Origin of the sequence: Cellulosimicrobium sp. MI9406 (assembly GCF_040595865.1) — a bacterium.
In the GTDB taxonomy this organism is placed as follows: domain Bacteria; phylum Actinomycetota; class Actinomycetes; order Actinomycetales; family Cellulomonadaceae; genus Cellulosimicrobium; species Cellulosimicrobium funkei.
Genome location: NZ_JALIZI010000007.1, coordinates 37,647 through 55,014 on the forward strand (window position 1 = coordinate 37,647; position 17,368 = coordinate 55,014).

Sequence of the window (17,368 nt, forward strand, 5' to 3'; positions counted from 1 at the left end):
GGCGAGAGGCGGAGGTCCCGACCTGGGCGGACGTCGGTCGCCGGTCCGGCCGTCCGGGGCGCCGGAGCGGCGTCGCGCGCGTAGCGTCGAGAGGGAAGGGAGGACCGTCGGCAGGGTCCTCCTGGCCCTCTCCCCGAGAAAACGAGGTGATCCCCGTGTCCGCCATGCGTGCCGCCGTCGTCCGCTCGTTCACCGACCCGCTGGTCGTCGAGGAGCTCGACGTCCCGTCGCCCGGGCCCCACGAGGCCCTGGTCAAGGTCGACTACACCGGCGTGTGCCACACGGACCTGCACGCCGCGCACGGCGACTGGCCGGTCAAGCCCGCTCCCCCGTTCGTGCCGGGCCACGAGGGCGTCGGCACGGTCGTCGCGGTCGGCGACCAGGTCACGCGCGTGCGCGTGGGCGACACGGTCGGCAACGCCTGGCTGTGGAGCGCGTGCGGCGAGTGCGAGTACTGCGAGACGGGCTGGGAGACGCTGTGCCCGCAGCAGAAGAACGGCGGCTACTCGGTCGACGGCTCGTTCGGCCAGTACATGCTCGTCGACTCGCGGTACTGCCCGGTGATCCCCGACGGGGTCGACCTCTCCGCCGTCGGGCCGATCCTGTGCGCCGGCGTCACCGTCTACAAGGGGCTCAAGGTCACGGACACCCAGCCCGGCGAGTGGGTGCTGGTCTCCGGGATCGGCGGCCTCGGGCACATCGCGGTGCAGTACGCGGTCGCGATGGGCCGCCGCGTCGCCGCGGTGGACGTCGACGACGAGAAGCTCGCGCTCGCGCGCAAGCACGGCGCGGAGGTGACGGTGAACGCGGCGACGTCGCCCGACGCGGCGGCCGAGATCCGCGAGAAGACGGGCGGCGGCGTCCACGGCGCGCTCGTCACCGCCGTCAACGCGCACGCGTTCCCGCAGGCCGTGGGGGCGCTGCGCCGCGGTGGCACGGTCTCGCTCGTCGGCCTGCCGCCGGAGAAGTTCCCGCTCGACATCTTCACGACCGTCCTCTTCGGCCTGACCGTGCGCGGGTCGATCGTCGGGACGCGCAAGGACATGGCGGAGGCGCTCGACTTCTTCGCGCGCGGCAAGATCAGCCCGACGTACACCGTGCGTCCGCTCGACGACATCAACGCGATCTTCGCCGAGATGGAGGAGGGCCGGATCGACGGGCGCGTCGTCATGGACATGCGCTCCTGACGTCGCGCCGCTGCCGCTCGCGTCGTCCCGGCCCGTGACCCCGACCGGGTCGCGGGCCGGGGCTGTGCACGACGGCCCGAGGGTCGGCGGGTGCGCCTACGATCGTGCGGGTGAGCCCCACCGACCCGTACGCCGACCTGCCCTTCGACCCGGCCGACGAGCCGCCGCTCGACGAGCCCGCCGACCCGTTCGGCGACCCGTGGGCGGGCGCGGCGCCGCAGGCACCGGCCGGCGCGGCTCCCGCCGCGCGCACGGCCGGCGGCGAGGTCCCGGGCACGGGCGCTCGGGGCGGCGACCCCACGCCCGACCCCACGCCCGTTCCTGCGGCCGACGGCGGCGAGGCCGCCAAGCGCGCCAAGCTCGCCATGCTGCGCGGCCTCCTCGACGGGCAGTCGCTGCGCGAGGACGCCGAGACCGCGCTGCGCGCCCTCGTGGGGCGCGACGACGCGACGCTGCGCGAGGACCAGTGGCGCGCGATCGAGGCGCTCGTGGCGTTCCGCCGTCGTGCGCTCGTCGTGCAGCGCACCGGGTGGGGCAAGTCGGCCGTGTACTTCGTGGCGACCCGGCTGCTGCGGGACCGCGGCGCCGGCCCGACGGTGATCGTGTCCCCGCTCCTCGCGCTCATGCGCGACCAGATCTCGGCCGCCGCACGCGCCGGGATCAAGGCGGTGACGATCAACTCTGCGAACGTCACCGAGTGGGACGACGTCCACCGCGCGATCGCGGACGGCGAGGTGGACGTCCTCCTGTGCTCGCCGGAGCGGCTCAACAACCCCGGCTTCCGCGACGAGGTCCTCCCCCGGCTCGCGGCCGACGCGGGCCTCGTCGTCATCGACGAGGCGCACTGCATCTCGGACTGGGGCCACGACTTCCGGCCGGACTACCGGCGCATCCGCACCCTGCTCGCCGACCTGCCGCCCGGCATCCCGGTGCTCGCGACGACCGCGACGGCGAACGAGCGCGTGACCGCCGACGTCGCGGAGCAGCTCGGCGTCACGGCGGCGCACGCCGCGGGCCGGGCCGTCGGCGACGTCGCGGGCGGGGCGGCCCACGAGGACGTGCTCGTCCTGCGCGGCGGCCTCGACCGCGAGTCGCTGCACCTCGCCGTGCTGCGCCTGCCCGACCAGCCGACGCGCGTCGCGTGGCTCGTCGAGGCGCTCCAGGACGTCGACGGCTCGGGGATCGTGTACTGCCTCACCGTCTCCGCCGCTGAGCAGGTCGCGAGCCAGCTCCGCGCCGCCGGTCTCGCCGTGGCGTCGTACACGGGCCAGACGGACCCCGCCGAGCGCGAGCGGCTCGAGGAGGACCTCAAGGAGAACCGCGTCAAGGCGCTCGTCGCGACCTCCGCGCTCGGGATGGGCTTCGACAAGCCGGACCTGGCCTTCGTCGTCCACCTCGGGGCGCCGAGCTCGCCGATCGCGTACTACCAGCAGGTCGGGCGCGCGGGCCGTGGCGTGGACTCGGCCGTCGTGGTGCTCCTGCCGGGCGAGGAGGACCGCCGCATCTGGGAGTGGTTCGCGTCCACCGCGTTCCCGCCGCAGGACCAGGTGCGCGCGACCCTCGACGCCCTCGGCGCGGGCGGCACGCAGTCCGTCGCGCAGCTCGAGACGCAGGTCGACCTCAAGCGGTCACGCCTCGAGGGCATGCTCAAGGTGCTCGACGTCGACGGCGCGGTCCGGCGCGTCAAGGGCGGCTGGGAGGCGACGGGCGAGCCCTGGACATACGACGCCGAGCGCTATGCGCGCGTCGACGCCACGCGCTCGGCCGAGCAGCAGGCGATGCTCGACTACGAGGCCACCGACGGGTGCCGCATGGCGTTCCTGCGCGCCGCGCTCGACGACCCGGAGCTCGAGGACGGGTGGCGGTGCGGCCGCTGCGACACGTGCGGCGGCGTGACGCTGCCCGCGCTCCCCGACGCGGAGGCCGTCGCCGCCGCGCGCGCCGACATGGACCGCCCCGGCGTCGAGGTCGTGGCCCGTCGGCAGTGGCCGAGCGGTATGGACCGCCTGGGGCTCGACCTGCGCGGGCGCCTGGGTGCGGACGAGCTCGCGGAGACCGGGCGCGCGGTCGCGCGCCTCGACGGGCTCGGCTGGTCCGCGCCGCTGCGCGAGCTCTTCGCAGCCACGACGCCCGACGGCGACACCCCCGTCGCGCTCCGGCGCGCCGCCGCGCGCGTCCTCGACGACTGGGCGGAGCTCTACGAGTCCGCCCCGCAGCCGGACCCGGAGACCGGGGCCGACGACGACACCCGTGACGGCACGGCCCCGGCCGAGCGGCGGCTCCTCGTGGACGGCGTCGTCGCGGTCCGCTCCGCGACGCGTCCGCGGCTCACGTTCCACCTGGCGAACGGGCTCGCGAGCTACCTCGGCAAGCCGCTCATCGGCGCGGTCGGGCCGGTCCCGGGCCGCGAGGAGCCGGGCCGGCACGACGTGAACTCCGCGACGCGCCTCGCGGGCGTCGCGGGCCGCCTCCAGCTCGAGCTGTCGGACGCCGCGCGCGCGGGGCTCGCCGGGCGCCGCGTGCTGCTCGTCGACGACTACACCGAGTCGGGCTGGACCCTCACGGTCGCGGCACGCCTGCTGCGCCGCGCCGGGGCGGCGGCGGTGCACCCGTTCGTGCTCGGGGTGCGCTGACGCGGGCTCGGCCCGGCGACCGGGCGCGTCACCAGCGCAGGCGCAGCTCGGTGTACGTCGTGTCCACGAAGCCGAGCGACCGGTAGAGCGGCTCGCCCTCCGGCGTCGCGTGGAGGGACACCGAGTCCGCGCCCGCCGTGCGAGCCCAGTCGAGCGCTGCTCCGACGCACGCGCGCCCGAATCCCCGGCCGCGGTCGGCCGGGTGCGTGCAGACGTTCGACAGGTGCGCCGTCGTGCCGCGCGGGTTGCGCGCCGACGGCGCGGACCGGTGCAGCTCGACGAGCGCGCACGCCGCGAGGCGTCCCGGTGCGTCGACGACGAACGCGACGACGTCGGGAGTCCCCAGACCCGCGGCGAACCACGCGCGCGCCCGGCCCTGCCACGTCGGGTCCTCCGCGCCGGGCTCGCCCATCGCGCGCATGAGGTGCACACGCAACGACACGAGGTCGGCCGCGTCGCGCGGGACGGCACGCCGCACCCGCACGACGGCGTCCCGCGCGGAGACGCCGTGCGGGCCGCCGTCGTGCGACGCGCCGGACCGACCGGCGGTCACAGGAACCGCGCCCGCACCGCCTCGCCGTGCGCCGGGAGGTCCTCGTCGTTCGCCACGGCGACGATCCGGTCCGCGAGGTCCTCGAGGGCGTCGCGGTCGTACTCGACCACCTGGACGGCCTTGACGTAGCTGTGCACGCCGAGCCCGCTGGAGAAGTGCGCGCAGCCGCCCGTCGGCAGGACGTGGTTCGAGCCGGCCATGTAGTCGCCGAGCGAGACCGGCGACCAGGGCCCGACGAAGATCGCCCCCGCGCTCGTGACGCGCTCGGCGAGCTCGGCCGCCCCCGCGGCCTGGATCTCCAGGTGCTCCGCGCCGTAGGCGTCCACCACCTGCAGCCCGTGCTCGAGGTCGTCGACGAGCACGATCGCGGACTGCGGGCCCGCGAGCGACTGGGCGACGCGCTGCGCGTGCTTCGTCGCGGTCACGAGGTCCGCGAGGCGCGCCTCGACCGCGGTGGCGAGCTCGACCGACGGGGTGACGAGCACCGCGGCGGCCAGCGGGTCGTGCTCCGCCTGGCTGATGAGGTCGGCCGCGACGTGCCCCGGGTCCGCCGAGGCGTCGGCGAGGACTGCGATCTCGGTGGGGCCCGCCTCCGCGTCGATACCCACGACGCCTCGCACGAGCCGCTTGGCCGCCGCGACGAAGACGTTGCCGGGGCCCGTCACCACGTCGACCGGCTCGCACAGCACGTCGCCGTCCTGCGGCTCGCTGCCGGCCGCGCCGTACGCGAACATCGCGACCGCCTGCGCCCCGCCGACGGCGTACACCTCGTCGACGCCGAGCAGCGCGCACGCGGCGAGGATCGTCGGGTGCGGCAGGCCGCCGCTGTCCCGCTGCGGCGGCGACGCGACGGCGAGGCTCGGCACGCCCGCCTCCTGCGCCGCGACGACGTTCATCACGACGGACGACGGGTAGACGGCCAGGCCGCCGGGCGCGTAGAGCCCGACGCGGCGCACGGGCACCCACCGCTGGCGGACCTGGGCGCCCGGCGCGACCTGGACCGTGAAGTCCTGCGGGCGCTGCGCCGCGTGCACGAGCCGGACCCGGCGGATCGACTCCTCGAGCCCTGCCCGGACCTGCGGGTCGAGCGCCGCGAGCGCCGCGGCGATCTCGTCGTCCGGGACCCGCAGGTGCTCCGGCCGCACGCCGTCGAAGCGCTCGGCGTACTCGCGCAGGGCCTCGGCCCCGCGCGTCCGCACCGCCTCGAGGATCGGCGCGACCCGATGCGCCGCGTCCTCCACGCCGACCTCTGCGCGCGGCAGGGCCTCGGCGAGCTCGCGTGCGGACAGGGAACGCCCTCGGAGATCGATGCGGGAGATCATGCGACGAGTCTAGGAGCCCGGGAGGTCCGCGACGAGCGCGTTTCGCCCACCGGTCGTCCTGGCGGCTCGCGCCGGCGCGTTCTCGTCGGGAGTCGTGTCGTCGCGGCACGCGGCGCCGGGGAGAATGGCGTCATGAACGCCTCCGACGACGCCCGCCCGGTCGAGATCTCCGACGACGTCATCCGCCTCGGCCAGTTCCTCAAGCTCGCCGGGCTCGCCGAGTCCGGCGCGGAGGCGCGCGAGCTCGTCACCGAGGGCGAGGTGCGCGTGAACGGCGAGGCGGACACGCGCCGGGGACGCCAGCTGCACCGGGGCGACGTCGTCACGGTGGACCGGCCGCAGGGCGGGGAGAGCGCGACCGTCGCCTGAGCGGCGGGTACGACTCGTCGGGCGAGGTCAGGCCATGTACGTCGAGGCCATCACCTTGTCCGGCGTGAGGCGCAGCACCACGCGCTCCGGCTTGGGCGTCAGCGGGCGGTAGCGGCGGGCGTAGCGCGCGACGGCGTCCGCCACCTCCTCCGCGTCCTCGACGACCTCGATCGTCCCCTCGAGCGTGAGCCACCGTCCGCCGTCGACCTGGCACACCGCGGCGCGCGGGTGCGCCCCGTCCGGGCCGGCCCGGCGGGCGTTGCGCGCCTTCACCGACCCGCGGTTCGTCGTGATCCGCACGACGCCCGCGTCCGGGTCCCAGGTGAACGCCACCGGGACGACGTGCGGGCTCCCGTCCTCGCGCAGGGTCGTGAGCGTGGCCAGGTGCCGCTCGGTGACGAAGACGCGCTGCTCGGGGTTGAGTCGGATCACGCTCGCGAGTCTAGGCGCGGCCCGCCCGGCACCGGCCGGAGCCGTCTCGTGCCGGTCGTCACACGACGCCGCCGACGAGCCGCCGTGGGTGCGCCGTCCTGGGTGCGTCGCAGCGTGGGCAGGACGGCACCGCCCGGGCGGTGGCACCGTCTGCACGGCGGGACCGTGCGCAGTGCCGGACCGACGGCGTCGGCGTGTCAGAGCAGGCAGGACGGCCCGAGCAGCGCCTTGAGGTCGCCGAACAGCGCCGGCGACTTCTCGACCCGCAACCCGTCGCCCGCGCGGACGACCGTGGTCTTGCCGGGCTCGAGGACCTGGACATGCACCTCGGCCGAGCCGGGGTGCGTCGCGAGGACCTCGCGCAGGCGCAGGATGATCGGCTCGACGCAGCGCGTGTGCGAGACCTTCACGGCGAGCGGCGACTCGGCGCCCACGGTGATGTCCGGGAGCGAGACCTCCATCGCCTGGAGCTGCATCGTGTCGTCGCGCCGACGCACGCGCCCGCGCAGGACCACGACCTGGTCCTCGGCGAGGACGGTCGAGTACGCGAGATACGTCTCGCCGAAGAACATGACCTCGACGGCGCCCTCGAGGTCCTCGATGGTCACCGCGGCCCACGGGTTGCCGTTCTTGCTCATCTTGCGCTGGAGCGACGTCACGAGGCCGGCGATCGTCACGGTGGAGCCGTCGGGCCGGCCCTCGTCGGCGAGGAGGTTCGCGATCCCGGTGTCCGCCGCACGCGTCAGCACGTGCTCGAGACCGGACAGCGGGTGGTCGGACACGTACAGGCCGAGCATCTCGCGCTCGAACGCGAGGCGCTGCTTCTTGTCCCAGTCCGGGAGGTCCGGCACGTCGACGGAGAACGACATGCCGTCCTCGGCGTCCGCGCCCCCGAAGTCGGCGAAGAGGTCGAACTGCCCCTCGGCCTCCTTGCGCTTGACGCTGATGACCGAGTCGACGGCCTGCTCGTGCACGACGAGCAGGGCGCGCCGCGCGTGGCCGAGCGAGTCGAACGCGCCTGCCTTGATGAGCGACTCGATGGTGCGCTTGTTGCACACCACGGCCGGTACCTTGTCGAGGAAGTCGGTGAACGACGTGAACGCGCCCTTCTCCTCGCGCGTGCGGATGATCGCGTCGACGACGTTCGCGCCGACGTTGCGCACGCCCGTGAGACCGAAGCGGATGTCGCCGCCCACCGCGGTGAACTTCGCCGCCGAGTCGTTCACGTCCGGCGGGAGCACGGTGATGTGCATGCGCCGGCACTCGTTGAGGTAGAGGGCCAGCTTGTCCTTGTCGTCGCGCACGCTCTGCAGGAGCGCCGCCATGTACTCCGTCGGGTAGTTCGCCTTGAGGAACGCCGTCCAGTACGCCACGAGGCCGTACCCGGCGGAGTGCGCCTTGTTGAAGGCGTAGCCCGCGAACGGGACCAGCGTGTCCCAGACCGCCTGGATCGCGGCGTCGGAGTACCCGCGCTCCCGGCAGCCCGCCTGGAACGGCACGAACTCCTTGTCGAGGATCTCCTTCTTCTTCTTGCCCATCGCGCGCCGCAGCAGGTCGGCCTGTCCGAGCGAGTAGCCGGCGAGGATCTGCGCGGCCCTCTGGACCTGCTCCTGATAGACGATGAGGCCGTAGGTCTCGTCGAGGATCTCCGCGAGGGGCTGCTCGAGCTCCGGGTGGATGGGCTCGATCTTCTGCAGCCCGTTCTTGCGCAGCGCGTAGTTCGTGTGCGAGTTCATGCCCATCGGGCCCGGGCGGTACAGCGCGATGACGGCCGAGAGGTCGTCGAACTTGTCCGGCTTCATCTGGCGCAGGAGCGCACGCATGGGGCCGCCGTCGAGCTGGAACACGCCCAGCGTGTCACCGCGCGCGAGCAGCTCGTACGACGCCTTGTCGTCGAGCGTGAGCGACTCGATCTCGATCGGCTCCTTGCCGTTCATCTCGATGTTCTCGAGCGCGTCGTCGAGGATCGTGAGGTTCCGCAGCCCGAGGAAGTCCATCTTGATGAGGCCGAGGCCCTCGGACGTCGGGTAGTCGAACTGCGTGATGACCGCGCCGTCCTGAGGACGGCGCATGATCGGGATGATGTCGATGAGCGGGTCGCTCGACATGATGACGCCCGCCGCGTGCACGCCCCACTGCCGCTTCAGCCCCTCGATACCCCGCGCGAGCTCGACGACGCGCTGCGCCTCCGGGTCGGTGTCGTGGAGCTGGCGGAACTCCGCCGCCTCGGAGTACCGCTCGTGCTTGGGGTCGAAGATCCCCGACAGGGGGATGTCCTTGCCCATCACGGCCGGCGGCATCGCCTTGGTGAGCTTCTCCCCCATCGCGAAGGGGAAGCCGAGGAGCCGCGCCGAGTCCTTGAGCGCCTGCTTGGCCTTGATGGTGCCGTAGGTGACGATCTGGGCGACGCGGTCGTCGCCGTACTTCTCCGTGACGTACCGGATGACCTCCCCGCGCCGACGCTCGTCGAAGTCGACGTCGACGTCGGGCATCGACACACGCTCGGGGTTGAGGAACCGCTCGAAGATCAGCCCGTGCTCCAGCGGGTCGAGCTCGGTGATGCCCATGAGGTAGGAGGCCATGGAGCCCGCCGCCGAGCCACGGCCCGGCCCGACGCGGATGCCCTGGTCCTTGGCCCAGTTGATGAAGTCGGCGACCACGAGGAAGTACCCCGGGAAGCCCATCTGGATGATGACCTCGGTCTCGTACTGCGCCTGCTTGCGCGCCGCGTCCGGGATGCCGTTCGGGTACCGGCGGTGCAGCCCGCGCTCCACCTCCTTGACGAACCAGCTCGTCTCGTCCTCGCCCTCGGGGACGGGGAACCGCGGCATGTAGTTCGCCTTCGTGTTGAACGACACCTCGCACTGCTCGGCGATGAGCAGCGTGTTGTCGCACGCCTCGGGGAGCTCCGCGAAGACCCGGCGCATCTCGGCCGCCGACTTCACGTAGTAGCCGGTGCCGTCGAACTTGAACCGGTCCGGGTCGTCGAGCGTCGAGCCGGAGTTGATCGCGAGCAGCGCCTCCTGGCTGGAGGCGTCCTCCTCGCGCACGTAGTGGAGGTCGTTCGTCGCGACGAGGCGCGCGCCGATGGTCTCCGCGAGGCGCAGGAGGTCCTTCGTGACTCGCGTCTCGATGTCGATCCCGTGGTCCATGAGCTCGACGAAGAAGTTCTCGCGGCCGAAGATGTCCTGGAGCTCGCCCGCCGTCCGCACCGCCTCGTCCCACTGGCCGAGGCGCAGGCGCGTCTGGATCTCGCCCGACGGGCACCCGCTCGTCGCGACGAGGCCCTTGCCGTAGCGCTGGAGGAGGTCGCGGTCCATGCGCGGCCACTTGCCCATCTGCCCTTCGAGCGACGCGAGCGACGACGCCCGGAACAGATTGTGCAGACCCTCGTTGTCCTTCGCGAGCAGCGTCATGTGCGTGTACGCACCGCGCGCCGAGACGTCGTCGGACTCCTGCCCCTGCTGCCCGAACCGCACGCGGGTCTGGTCGAACCGGCTCGTGCCCGGCGTGACGTACGCCTCCACGCCGATGATCGGCTTGATGCCCTTCGCCTGCGCCCGCGACCAGAACTCGAACGCCCCGAACACGTAGCCGTGGTCCGTCGTCGCGATGGCCTTCTGCCCCAGGCGCTCGACCTCGTCGAACAGGTCCCCGATCCGGGCCGCGCCGTCCAGCATCGAGTACTCGGTGTGGACGTGGAGGTGGACGAAGTCCTCAGTCGCGGTGGGCATGCACCGATCTTAGGCGTGCCCCACCCACACCCCGGCGTGGCCGCGGCGCGTCGTACGGCACGTCAGACGTCGGTCGTGAGGGTCTTCGCGGCGTCGCGGTGGTCGATGCCCGCGTCGAGGTAGACGGGCCCGGACACGGCGTACCCGAGCCGCTCGTAGAAGCCGATCGCCTGGACCTGGGCGGAGAGGAGGACGCGCACGGCGCGGCGTCCGTCCGGTCCCGGGACCGCGTGCTCGGCGAGCGCGATCCGCTCCAGCGCGCGCATCACCGCGGCTCCCGCGCCGGTGCCGCGCGCGACCGCGGCGACCGCGACCCGGCCGACGTGCACCTCGCCCGGGTGCGCGGGGTCCGTGAGGAGCCGGCCCGTGCCGACGACCTCCCCGCCCCGCTCGCGGTCCCGCACGAGCACGTGCGTGGTCGTCTCCGCGGTGTCCAGGTCGTCGATCTCCTCCTCGACCGGGACGCCCTGCTCGTCGACGAACACCGCGAGCCGCAGCGCGTGCGCCGCGGCCAGCCCGGCGTCGTCGGACACGCGCTCCACGGCGAGCCGGGCGTCGCCCGGCCCCGAGGCGGCGACGGTCACGCGTACGCCCCGCGCAGCACCTCGAGCGCGTGCGCGAGGTCGTCCGGGTACTCGCTCGTCAGCTCGAGCCACTGCCCGGTCGTGGGGTGCTCGAACCCGAGGCGCATCGCGTGCAGCCACTGGCGCGTCAGGGACACGCGCGAGGCCAGCACCGGGTCGGCACCGTACGTGAGGTCGCCGACGCACGGGTGCCGCAGCGCGGAGAAGTGCACCCGGATCTGGTGCGTGCGTCCCGTCTCGAGGTGCACCTCGACGAGGGACGCGGCGGGCAGCATCTCGAGGACCTCGTAGTGCGTGACCGAGGGCTTGCCCTCCGCCGTGACGGCGAACTTCCAGTCCGCGCTGGGGTGCCGCCCGATCGGCGCGTCGATCGTCCCGGTCGTGGGCTCGGGGTGGCCCTGGACGAGCGCGTGGTAGACCTTCTCGACCGTGCGCTCCTTGAAGGCGCGCTTGAGCGCGGTGTACGCGACCTCGCTCTTCGCGACGACCATGAGTCCCGAGGTCCCGGCGTCGAGGCGGTGCACGATGCCCTGCCGCTCCGCGGCGCCCGACGTCGAGATCCGGTACCCCGCGGCCGCGAGGGCGCCGACGACGGTCGGGCCCGTCCAGCCCGGCGACGGGTGGGCCGCGACCCCGACGGGCTTGTCGACGACCACCAGGTCGTCGTCGTCGTGCACGATGCCCATGCCCGGCACGGGTTCCGCGACGACCTCGACGGCGGGCGCGGCGTCGGGCACGTCGACCTCGAGCCACCCTCCCGGGACGAGCCGGTCGGACTTGCCGACCTCGCGCCCGTCGAGGCGGACGGCACCGCCCGCGGCGAGCTCGGCGGCCCGCGTCCGCGAGAGGCCGAGGAGCCGGGACAGCCCGGCGTCGACCCGCTCGCCCGCGAGGCCGTCGGGCACCGGGAGCGACCGGAGGCTCACCGCGCCCCCTCGTCGTCGGTCCGCGTGGCGGTCGGCTCGGGTGCGGGCCCGGACGTCGGCTCGACGGCGTCGTCGGCGCTCGTCCCGGGGTCCGCCTCGTCGCCGCCGTGGCGCGTCCCGTCCAGCCCGATGCCGAGCACCGACAGGACGGCGATCATCACGGCCGCGGCCACGATCGCGATGTCCGCGACGTTGCCCACGAACCAGTTCGCGTAGGCGATGAAGTCGACGACGTGCCCGCGCGCGAAGCCGGGCTCCCGGAAGAAGCGGTCGACGAGGTTCCCGAGCGCGCCGCCCAGCAGGAGGCCCAGCGCGACGGCCCACGCGCGCGAGCCGATGCGGCTCACCATGCGCACGATGACGACCACGACCGCGACCACGACGATGGTCAGGAGCCACGTCATGCCCGTCGCGATGGAGAGCGCCGCGCCCGGGTTGTAGATGAGCCGCAGGCCGAGCAGCGACCCCACGAGCGGGATCGTGTCGTCGCCCAGCGTGAGGCTCGACTCCGCCCACCACTTGGTGAGCTGGTCGAGCACGAGGACGAGGACGGCGAGGACGACGGTCCACACGACGAGGACGCGCCGCGGACCGCGCCGGACGGCTCCTGCGGAGGGGTCGGCGGGCGCCTGCGGGGAGGCGTCGGCGGGGTCGGTGGGCTCGGGGCGCGCAGAGGTGGACATCGGCGGCAAGTCTGCCACGTCGTCGCCCCGGTCGACGCGGCCCCGCGACGGCCCGGTGCTCAGCGCCGCTCGGCGCGCTGCTTGGCCTCGACGGAGAGGTTCGCGCGCGGGAACGCCTGCAGGCGCGCCTTGCCGATCGGCAGCCCGGTCTCCTCGCACGTCGCGTACGTGCCGGCCGCGATGCGGTCGAGCGCGTGCGACGTCTGCGCGAGGAGGTCGCGCACGTTGTTGACGAGCGTCAGCTCCTGCTCTCGCTCGAGGGCGCTGGACCCGGAGTCGGCCTGGTCGTCGCCGGCACCGTCACCGGAGTGTCGCAGGAGGTTCGACAGCTCCTCGTCCGCGACGGCGAGCTCCCCCTCCAGCCGCTCCTTCTCGGCCAGCAGCTCCGCGGCGAGCTCCTCGGCCTCCCGCAGGGTCCAGGGCTCCTCCCCGTCGCGCACGGGGAAGGACTTGACGTCCTTCGCGAGGTTCGGGAAACGGTCGCGCACGGCCGAACGGGCCGCGGTGGTGAGCTTGGTCATGTCGCCCCTCCAAGTTCGAGTCACGCGAGAGTAGACGCAGCGGCCGGTACGCACAACACACCACGCCGGTCCGCCGAGGCGGGAGAGAAGGCGCAGGTGCGTGGCGTACCGGCCGCTGCCGGACGGTCGACGCAGGTGCTAGATGCCGGGAGCCAGGTCGCTCGTGCGGCTCGCCCCGCCGACGTTGCTGCGCGGCGGGAGGGCGCTGCCCCGGTTGTCCAGGTCGCCCAGCAGGTTCTGCAGGTAGCTCTTGAGACGCGTGCGGTAGTCGCGCTCGAAGATCCGCAGCTCGTCGATCTTGCGCTCGAGGAGCGAACGCTCCTGCTCGAGCTGCGAGAGCGTACGGTGCGAGGTCTCCTCGGCCTCGCGCACGATGCGCGAGCCCTCCTCCTTGGCCTCCGCGATGAGGCGGTCGCCCTCCTCCTGGCCGGAGCGCACGTAGTCGTCGTGCAGCTTCTGGGCCAGCTGGAGCATGCCCGTCGCCGACTCGGGCTCCGCCGCGTTCTTCGTGACGACGGCCTGCGAGATCGGGGCGGGGCGCACGGGCTCCGGCTCCGGCTCGGGCGCCTTCGGCGTCTCGACGACGGGGGGCTGCACCGCAGCGCTGGACGCGTCGGCCCGGCTGAGCTCGGCGAGACGACGCTCCGCCGCAGCGAGCTTCGCCTTGAGGTCCTCGTTCTCCTCCTGCACGGAGTTGAGGGTCCTCACCACCTCGTCCAAGAAGTCGTCGACCTCTTCGACGTCGTAGCCCTCGCGGAACTTCGTCGCCGAGAACTTCTTGTTCAGGATGTCCTCTGCAGTGAGCAGTGCCATCGGTTCACCTCATAGCGTTTGCGTGTCGGTCCGGGCGACCTCGCGATCACCAGACTCCAAAGTAGCGGACATTGCCCTCAGGGGCGGGTGCAGCCGCGCCGTCGCGCGCCGTCGGAACCGTGCCGACGGCGTGCAGCGTGCGCGGGCGTGCGGTGGGGGTCGGGGCGAACCGGACGTAGCGGCCTGGTCCGGGCCGTCCGGATACCCCGATCGGGTGACGTGCGTCTCAGAGCGAGGACACGATCTGCGCCGCGATCGTCACCGCGAAGAACAGGATGATGAACGCGAGGTCGAGGCGCACCTGACCCAGCGAGAGCGGCGGGATGAGTCGGCGCAGCGCGCGCAGGGGCGGGTCCGTCGCCGAGTAGATCACCTCGGCGAGCACCAGCAGGACCCCCCGGGGCCTCCAGTCGCGCGCGAAGAACTGCACCCAGTCGAACACGAGCCGACCGATGAGCAGCAGCAGGTAGAGCCAGAGCAGGAATCCGACGATGCCTGTGATGAGGTCCCAGATCACGGGTCAACTGTGCCAGACGCACCGCCCCCGGCCCCGCCGGGGACACGCGCTACGCCCAGGGCGGACGCGCAGGAGGGACGGGCGCGTCACCGCGCCCGTCCCTCCGTGCGTGCGGCGCGTGCTCGGCGGGTGCACCGCGCCGCGCGCACGCTCAGCTCTGGTTGTAGAAGCCCGCGCGACCGGGGGCCGGCGCGGCGGCCTGCTCCTCGCCGGTGATCTCGACGTGCTCGGGCGAGAGCAGGAACACCTTGTTGGTGACGCGCTCGATGGCCCCGTGCAGCCCGAAGATGAGGCCCGCGGAGAAGTCGACGAGGCGCTTCGCGTCCGCGTCGTCCATGTCCGAGAGGTTCATGATCACGGGGGTGCCGCCGCGGAACGCCTCGCCGATCACGCGCGCGTCGTTGTACGACCGCGGGTGCACGGTCGTGATCCGCCGCAGCTCGGCCGCCGACATGCTCGTCTGCGGCACCTCGCGCGGCCCGAGCGCGCGGTGCAGCGGCGTCACCGGTGCCTGGTAGTCGTGCGCCACGTCCGCCCCCGTCTCGTCGAGCTCGTCGACGTACTCGTCCTGCTCGTCCTCGCCGCGATCATCAGCGAGGCCCAGATACAGCATGGTCTTGCGCAGCGCTCCCGCCATGGGCCTTGCTCCGTCCTCGATCGATCCTCGGTCCACCGGCCGTCGGACCGGTGCGTTCACGCTAACCGAGGGTGCGCGGCGAGCCCCGGACGACACGCCCGGCGTGCGCAACCTCGTGCGGAGGTCGGACCGAGCCCGCTCAGGTGCCGGTGAGCGCCACGAGCCCGGCGAACCGGCCGGTCGTCGTGCCGCGGCGCGCCGCCCGACGGTGCGAGAAGAACCGCTCGTCCTCGATCGTGCACGCCGGGACGCGCACGACGTCCGCCACGCCCGCCGCGACGAGGTCGGCGACGACCCCGGCGGGCAGGTCGAGCGCCGGCGTCCCCCAGGACGTCGTCGACCACGTGGCCGGACGCGCGAGCGCGACGTCGTCGCGCATCCACGCGGGCACCTCGTAGCACCGCCCGCACGCGCTCGGCCCGACGGCGGCCCGCACCCGGTCGACCCGCGCGCCGGCGGCGACGAGGGCGGCCAGCGCCGCGTCGACCACCCCGTGCGCGAGGCCGCGGCGCCCGGCGTGCGCGACGCCGACGACGCCCGCCTCGGCGTCCGCGAGGAGGACGGGCACGCAGTCGGCCACGAGGACGCCCAGGCCCGTGCCGCGGGACGGGGCGACGAGGGCGTCCGCCTCCCCCACCGTGTCGACGGGGTCCGCACCGCGCGCGACCGGCTCCACCGTCGCGACGCGGGTGCCGTGCACCTGCGTCGCGAAGGACGCCGGGACGCCGAGCCACGCGGCCGCGCGTGCACGGTTGGCGCGCACCCGGTCGGCGTCGTCGGTCACGTTCAGGCCGAGGTTGAGCGTGTCCCACGGCGCCGGCGAGAGCCCGCCGTCGCGCGTCGTGAAGCCGGCGCGCGCCCCCGGCCCGAGGTCCACCTCGAGCACGACGGGAGGGGCGGCGCCGTCGGCACCACCCCTCCCGTCCTGCACGGTCCCGGCGCTCACACGGCCCCGCACCGCGCCACGCGGTCGCGCACCGTCACTTGAGGAAGTCGGGCACGTCGAGCTCCTCGACCTTGCGGCGCGGGGGCTCCTCGTCGAAGATCCGCGGGGGCACGTCGACGCCCTCGTTCTGACCGCCCGGCACGGCCTCCGCGTTGTGGTTCCCGGCGTCGCCGGAACCGACCACGGTGAACGGCGCGGGGGCGACCGGCTGCACCGGCACCGGGCCGTGACCGCCGTCGAGCGTGACGGGGACGTCGTCGGCCTCCGGCTGGATCGGCACGACCGGCCGCGGCAGCGTGTGCGCGCCCGTCGTCGGTGCCGGCGGCACGGCCCGCGCGGCGGGCACGACCGGGATCGCGCTCGTCGCGGGACGCTGCGCTCCGGCCACCTGGCCGAGCGCCCGCGCGTCGCCCCGCACCTGCGGGGCGCCGCCGTCGAAGCCGGCCGCGATGACGGTGACACGGACCTCGTCGCCCAGCGCGTCGTCGATCACGGCGCCGAAGATGATGTTCGCCTCGGTGTGCGCTGCCTCGTGGACCAGGCGCGCCGCCTCGTTGATCTCGAACAGGCCGAGGTCGGAACCACCCTGGATGGAGAGCAGCACGCCGTGGGCGCCGTCGATGCTCGCCTCGAGGAGCGGCGACGAGATCGCCATCTCGGCGGCCTGGACCGCGCGGTCGTCGCCCCGCGCGTTGCCGATGCCCATGAGGGCGCTGCCCGCGCCCTGCATGACGGACTTGACGTCCGCGAAGTCGAGGTTGATGAGACCGGGGGTCGTGATGAGGTCGGTGATGCCCTGGACACCGGACAGCAGCACCTGGTCGGCCTGGTGGAACGCCTGCAGCGCGCTGACGTTGCGGTCCGACATCGACAGGAGGCGGTCGTTCGGGATGACGATAAGGGTGTCGACCTCGTTGCGCAGGTTCTCGATGCCCTGGTCCGCCTGGACCGAGCGGCGGCGGCCCTCGAACGTGAAGGGCCGCGTCACGACGCCGACGGTCAGCGCGCCGAGCGAGCGCGCGATGCGGGCGACGACCGGTGCGCCGCCCGTGCCGGTGCCGCCGCCCTCGCCTGCCGTGACGAAGACCATGTCCGCGCCGCGCAGCACGTCCTCGATCTCCTCGGCGTGGTCCTCGGCCGCCTTCTTGCCGACCTCCGGGTCGGCGCCGGCGCCGAGACCGCGCGTGAGCTCGCGGCCGACGTCGAGCTTGACGTCCGCGTCGGACATGAGGAGCGCCTGGGCGTCCGTGTTGATGGCGATGAACTCGACACCCTTGAGGCCGACCTCGATCATCCGGTTGACGGCGTTCACGCCCCCACCGCCGATGCCGACCACCTTGATCACTGCTAGGTAGTTCTGCGGAGTTGCCACGTCAATGCCTCTCGATCGGTCAGCCCTGAACCTTCACCCTCAAGTAGAGGGTTATAGTTATGTCAGGTCGTTCATGGGTCGACCGTAGGTGTCGACGTGCCCATCATCAACGACCGTCTCGCGCGTGTCGGGGATCGCC

16 protein-coding genes are annotated in these 17,368 nt (G+C 73.5%); 3 read left to right on the forward strand and 13 right to left on the reverse strand.

The features are described 5' to 3' along the window. Positions 1-164: 164 nt before the first annotated feature. Both adhP and MT994_RS13850 read left to right on the forward strand, forming a co-directional pair. Positions 165-1,187, forward strand: coding sequence for an alcohol dehydrogenase AdhP (gene adhP, locus MT994_RS13845; protein ID WP_051028484.1), 1,023 nt, complete (start codon positions 165-167; stop codon positions 1,185-1,187). 365 nt (positions 1,188-1,552) lie between these two features. Beyond that, on the forward strand, positions 1,553-3,820 hold the full coding sequence (locus MT994_RS13850) for a DEAD/DEAH box helicase (RefSeq protein WP_354806921.1): 2,268 nt from the start codon (positions 1,553-1,555) through the stop codon (positions 3,818-3,820). Between the two features lie 28 nt (positions 3,821-3,848). On the opposite strand, the gene MT994_RS13855 is transcribed toward MT994_RS13850, so the two are convergent. After that, positions 3,849-4,373, reverse strand: coding sequence for a GNAT family N-acetyltransferase (locus MT994_RS13855; RefSeq protein ID WP_354806738.1), 525 nt, complete (start codon positions 4,371-4,373; stop codon positions 3,849-3,851). Further along, complete coding sequence (hisD, locus tag MT994_RS13860; protein ID WP_354806739.1) at positions 4,370-5,695, reverse strand: histidinol dehydrogenase; 1,326 nt, start codon at positions 5,693-5,695, stop codon at positions 4,370-4,372. Before hisD ends, MT994_RS13855 begins: the two co-directional genes overlap by 4 nt. A gap of 132 nt (positions 5,696-5,827) precedes the next feature. Here hisD and MT994_RS13865 point away from each other — a divergent pair, with 132 nt between their 5' ends. After that, a complete protein-coding gene (locus MT994_RS13865) occupies positions 5,828-6,064 on the forward strand; it encodes an RNA-binding S4 domain-containing protein (RefSeq protein WP_354806741.1) in 237 nt (78 codons plus the stop codon). A gap of 27 nt (positions 6,065-6,091) precedes the next feature. Here the strand turns inward: MT994_RS13865 and MT994_RS13870 are convergent, their stop codons facing one another. From MT994_RS13870 to ftsZ, 11 genes are all read right to left on the reverse strand, one after another. Next, a complete protein-coding gene (locus tag MT994_RS13870; RefSeq protein WP_021481778.1) occupies positions 6,092-6,496 on the reverse strand; it encodes a PPOX class F420-dependent oxidoreductase in 405 nt (134 codons plus the stop codon). Between the two features lie 197 nt (positions 6,497-6,693). Continuing rightward, positions 6,694-10,230, reverse strand: a complete 3,537-nt coding sequence (gene dnaE / locus MT994_RS13875) for a DNA polymerase III subunit alpha (RefSeq protein WP_021481777.1) — start codon at positions 10,228-10,230, stop codon at positions 6,694-6,696. Between the two features lie 62 nt (positions 10,231-10,292). Then, a complete protein-coding gene (locus tag MT994_RS13880; RefSeq protein WP_354806742.1) occupies positions 10,293-10,814 on the reverse strand; it encodes a GNAT family N-acetyltransferase in 522 nt (173 codons plus the stop codon). Beyond that, on the reverse strand, positions 10,811-11,740 hold the full coding sequence (locus MT994_RS13885; RefSeq protein WP_043655591.1) for an RluA family pseudouridine synthase: 930 nt from the start codon (positions 11,738-11,740) through the stop codon (positions 10,811-10,813). Before MT994_RS13885 ends, MT994_RS13880 begins: the two co-directional genes overlap by 4 nt. Then, on the reverse strand, positions 11,737-12,423 hold the full coding sequence (locus MT994_RS13890; RefSeq protein ID WP_354806743.1) for a signal peptidase II: 687 nt from the start codon (positions 12,421-12,423) through the stop codon (positions 11,737-11,739). Before MT994_RS13890 ends, MT994_RS13885 begins: the two co-directional genes overlap by 4 nt. Positions 12,424-12,482: 59 nt before the next feature. Beyond that, positions 12,483-12,944: a TraR/DksA C4-type zinc finger protein gene (locus MT994_RS13895; RefSeq protein WP_021482712.1), complete on the reverse strand. Its 462-nt coding sequence runs from the start codon at positions 12,942-12,944 to the stop codon at positions 12,483-12,485. Between the two features lie 138 nt (positions 12,945-13,082). Further along, on the reverse strand, positions 13,083-13,757 hold the full coding sequence (locus tag MT994_RS13900; RefSeq protein ID WP_021482711.1) for a DivIVA domain-containing protein: 675 nt from the start codon (positions 13,755-13,757) through the stop codon (positions 13,083-13,085). 226 nt (positions 13,758-13,983) lie between these two features. After that, on the reverse strand, positions 13,984-14,274 hold the full coding sequence (locus MT994_RS13905) for a YggT family protein (protein ID WP_021482710.1): 291 nt from the start codon (positions 14,272-14,274) through the stop codon (positions 13,984-13,986). 151 nt (positions 14,275-14,425) lie between these two features. Next, positions 14,426-14,911 (reverse strand): cell division protein SepF, encoded by a 486-nt coding sequence (sepF, locus tag MT994_RS13910; RefSeq protein ID WP_034652914.1) that lies wholly within the window; start codon positions 14,909-14,911, stop codon positions 14,426-14,428. A gap of 139 nt (positions 14,912-15,050) precedes the next feature. Further along, positions 15,051-15,857 carry a polyphenol oxidase family protein gene (locus tag MT994_RS13915; protein ID WP_228485308.1) on the reverse strand — a complete coding sequence of 269 codons (807 nt, stop codon included), beginning with the start codon at positions 15,855-15,857 and terminating at the stop codon, positions 15,051-15,053. A 34-nt stretch (positions 15,858-15,891) separates the two neighbouring features. Then, positions 15,892-17,229, reverse strand: a complete 1,338-nt coding sequence (gene ftsZ / locus MT994_RS13920) for a cell division protein FtsZ (RefSeq protein ID WP_076406550.1) — start codon at positions 17,227-17,229, stop codon at positions 15,892-15,894. Positions 17,230-17,368 lie beyond the last annotated feature (139 nt).

What these genes read in the sequence shown, in the direction of transcription:
- adhP (WP_051028484.1), top strand. Translation starts at nt 165, where the DNA reads ATGCGTGCCGCCGTCGTCCGCTCGTTCACCGACCCGCTGGTCGTCGAG.
- MT994_RS13850 (WP_354806921.1), top strand. Translation starts at nt 1,553, where the DNA reads ATGCTGCGCGGCCTCCTCGACGGGCAGTCGCTGCGCGAGGACGCCGAG.
- hisD (WP_354806739.1), bottom strand. Translation starts at nt 5,695, where the DNA reads ATGATCTCCCGCATCGATCTCCGAGGGCGTTCCCTGTCCGCACGCGAG.
- MT994_RS13865 (WP_354806741.1), top strand. Translation starts at nt 5,828, where the DNA reads ATGAACGCCTCCGACGACGCCCGCCCGGTCGAGATCTCCGACGACGTC.
- dnaE (WP_021481777.1), bottom strand. Translation starts at nt 10,230, where the DNA reads ATGCCCACCGCGACTGAGGACTTCGTCCACCTCCACGTCCACACCGAG.
- MT994_RS13890 (WP_354806743.1), bottom strand. Translation starts at nt 12,423, where the DNA reads ATGTCCACCTCTGCGCGCCCCGAGCCCACCGACCCCGCCGACGCCTCC.
- MT994_RS13895 (WP_021482712.1), bottom strand. Translation starts at nt 12,944, where the DNA reads ATGACCAAGCTCACCACCGCGGCCCGTTCGGCCGTGCGCGACCGTTTC.
- MT994_RS13900 (WP_021482711.1), bottom strand. Translation starts at nt 13,757, where the DNA reads ATGGCACTGCTCACTGCAGAGGACATCCTGAACAAGAAGTTCTCGGCG.
- sepF (WP_034652914.1), bottom strand. Translation starts at nt 14,911, where the DNA reads ATGGCGGGAGCGCTGCGCAAGACCATGCTGTATCTGGGCCTCGCTGAT.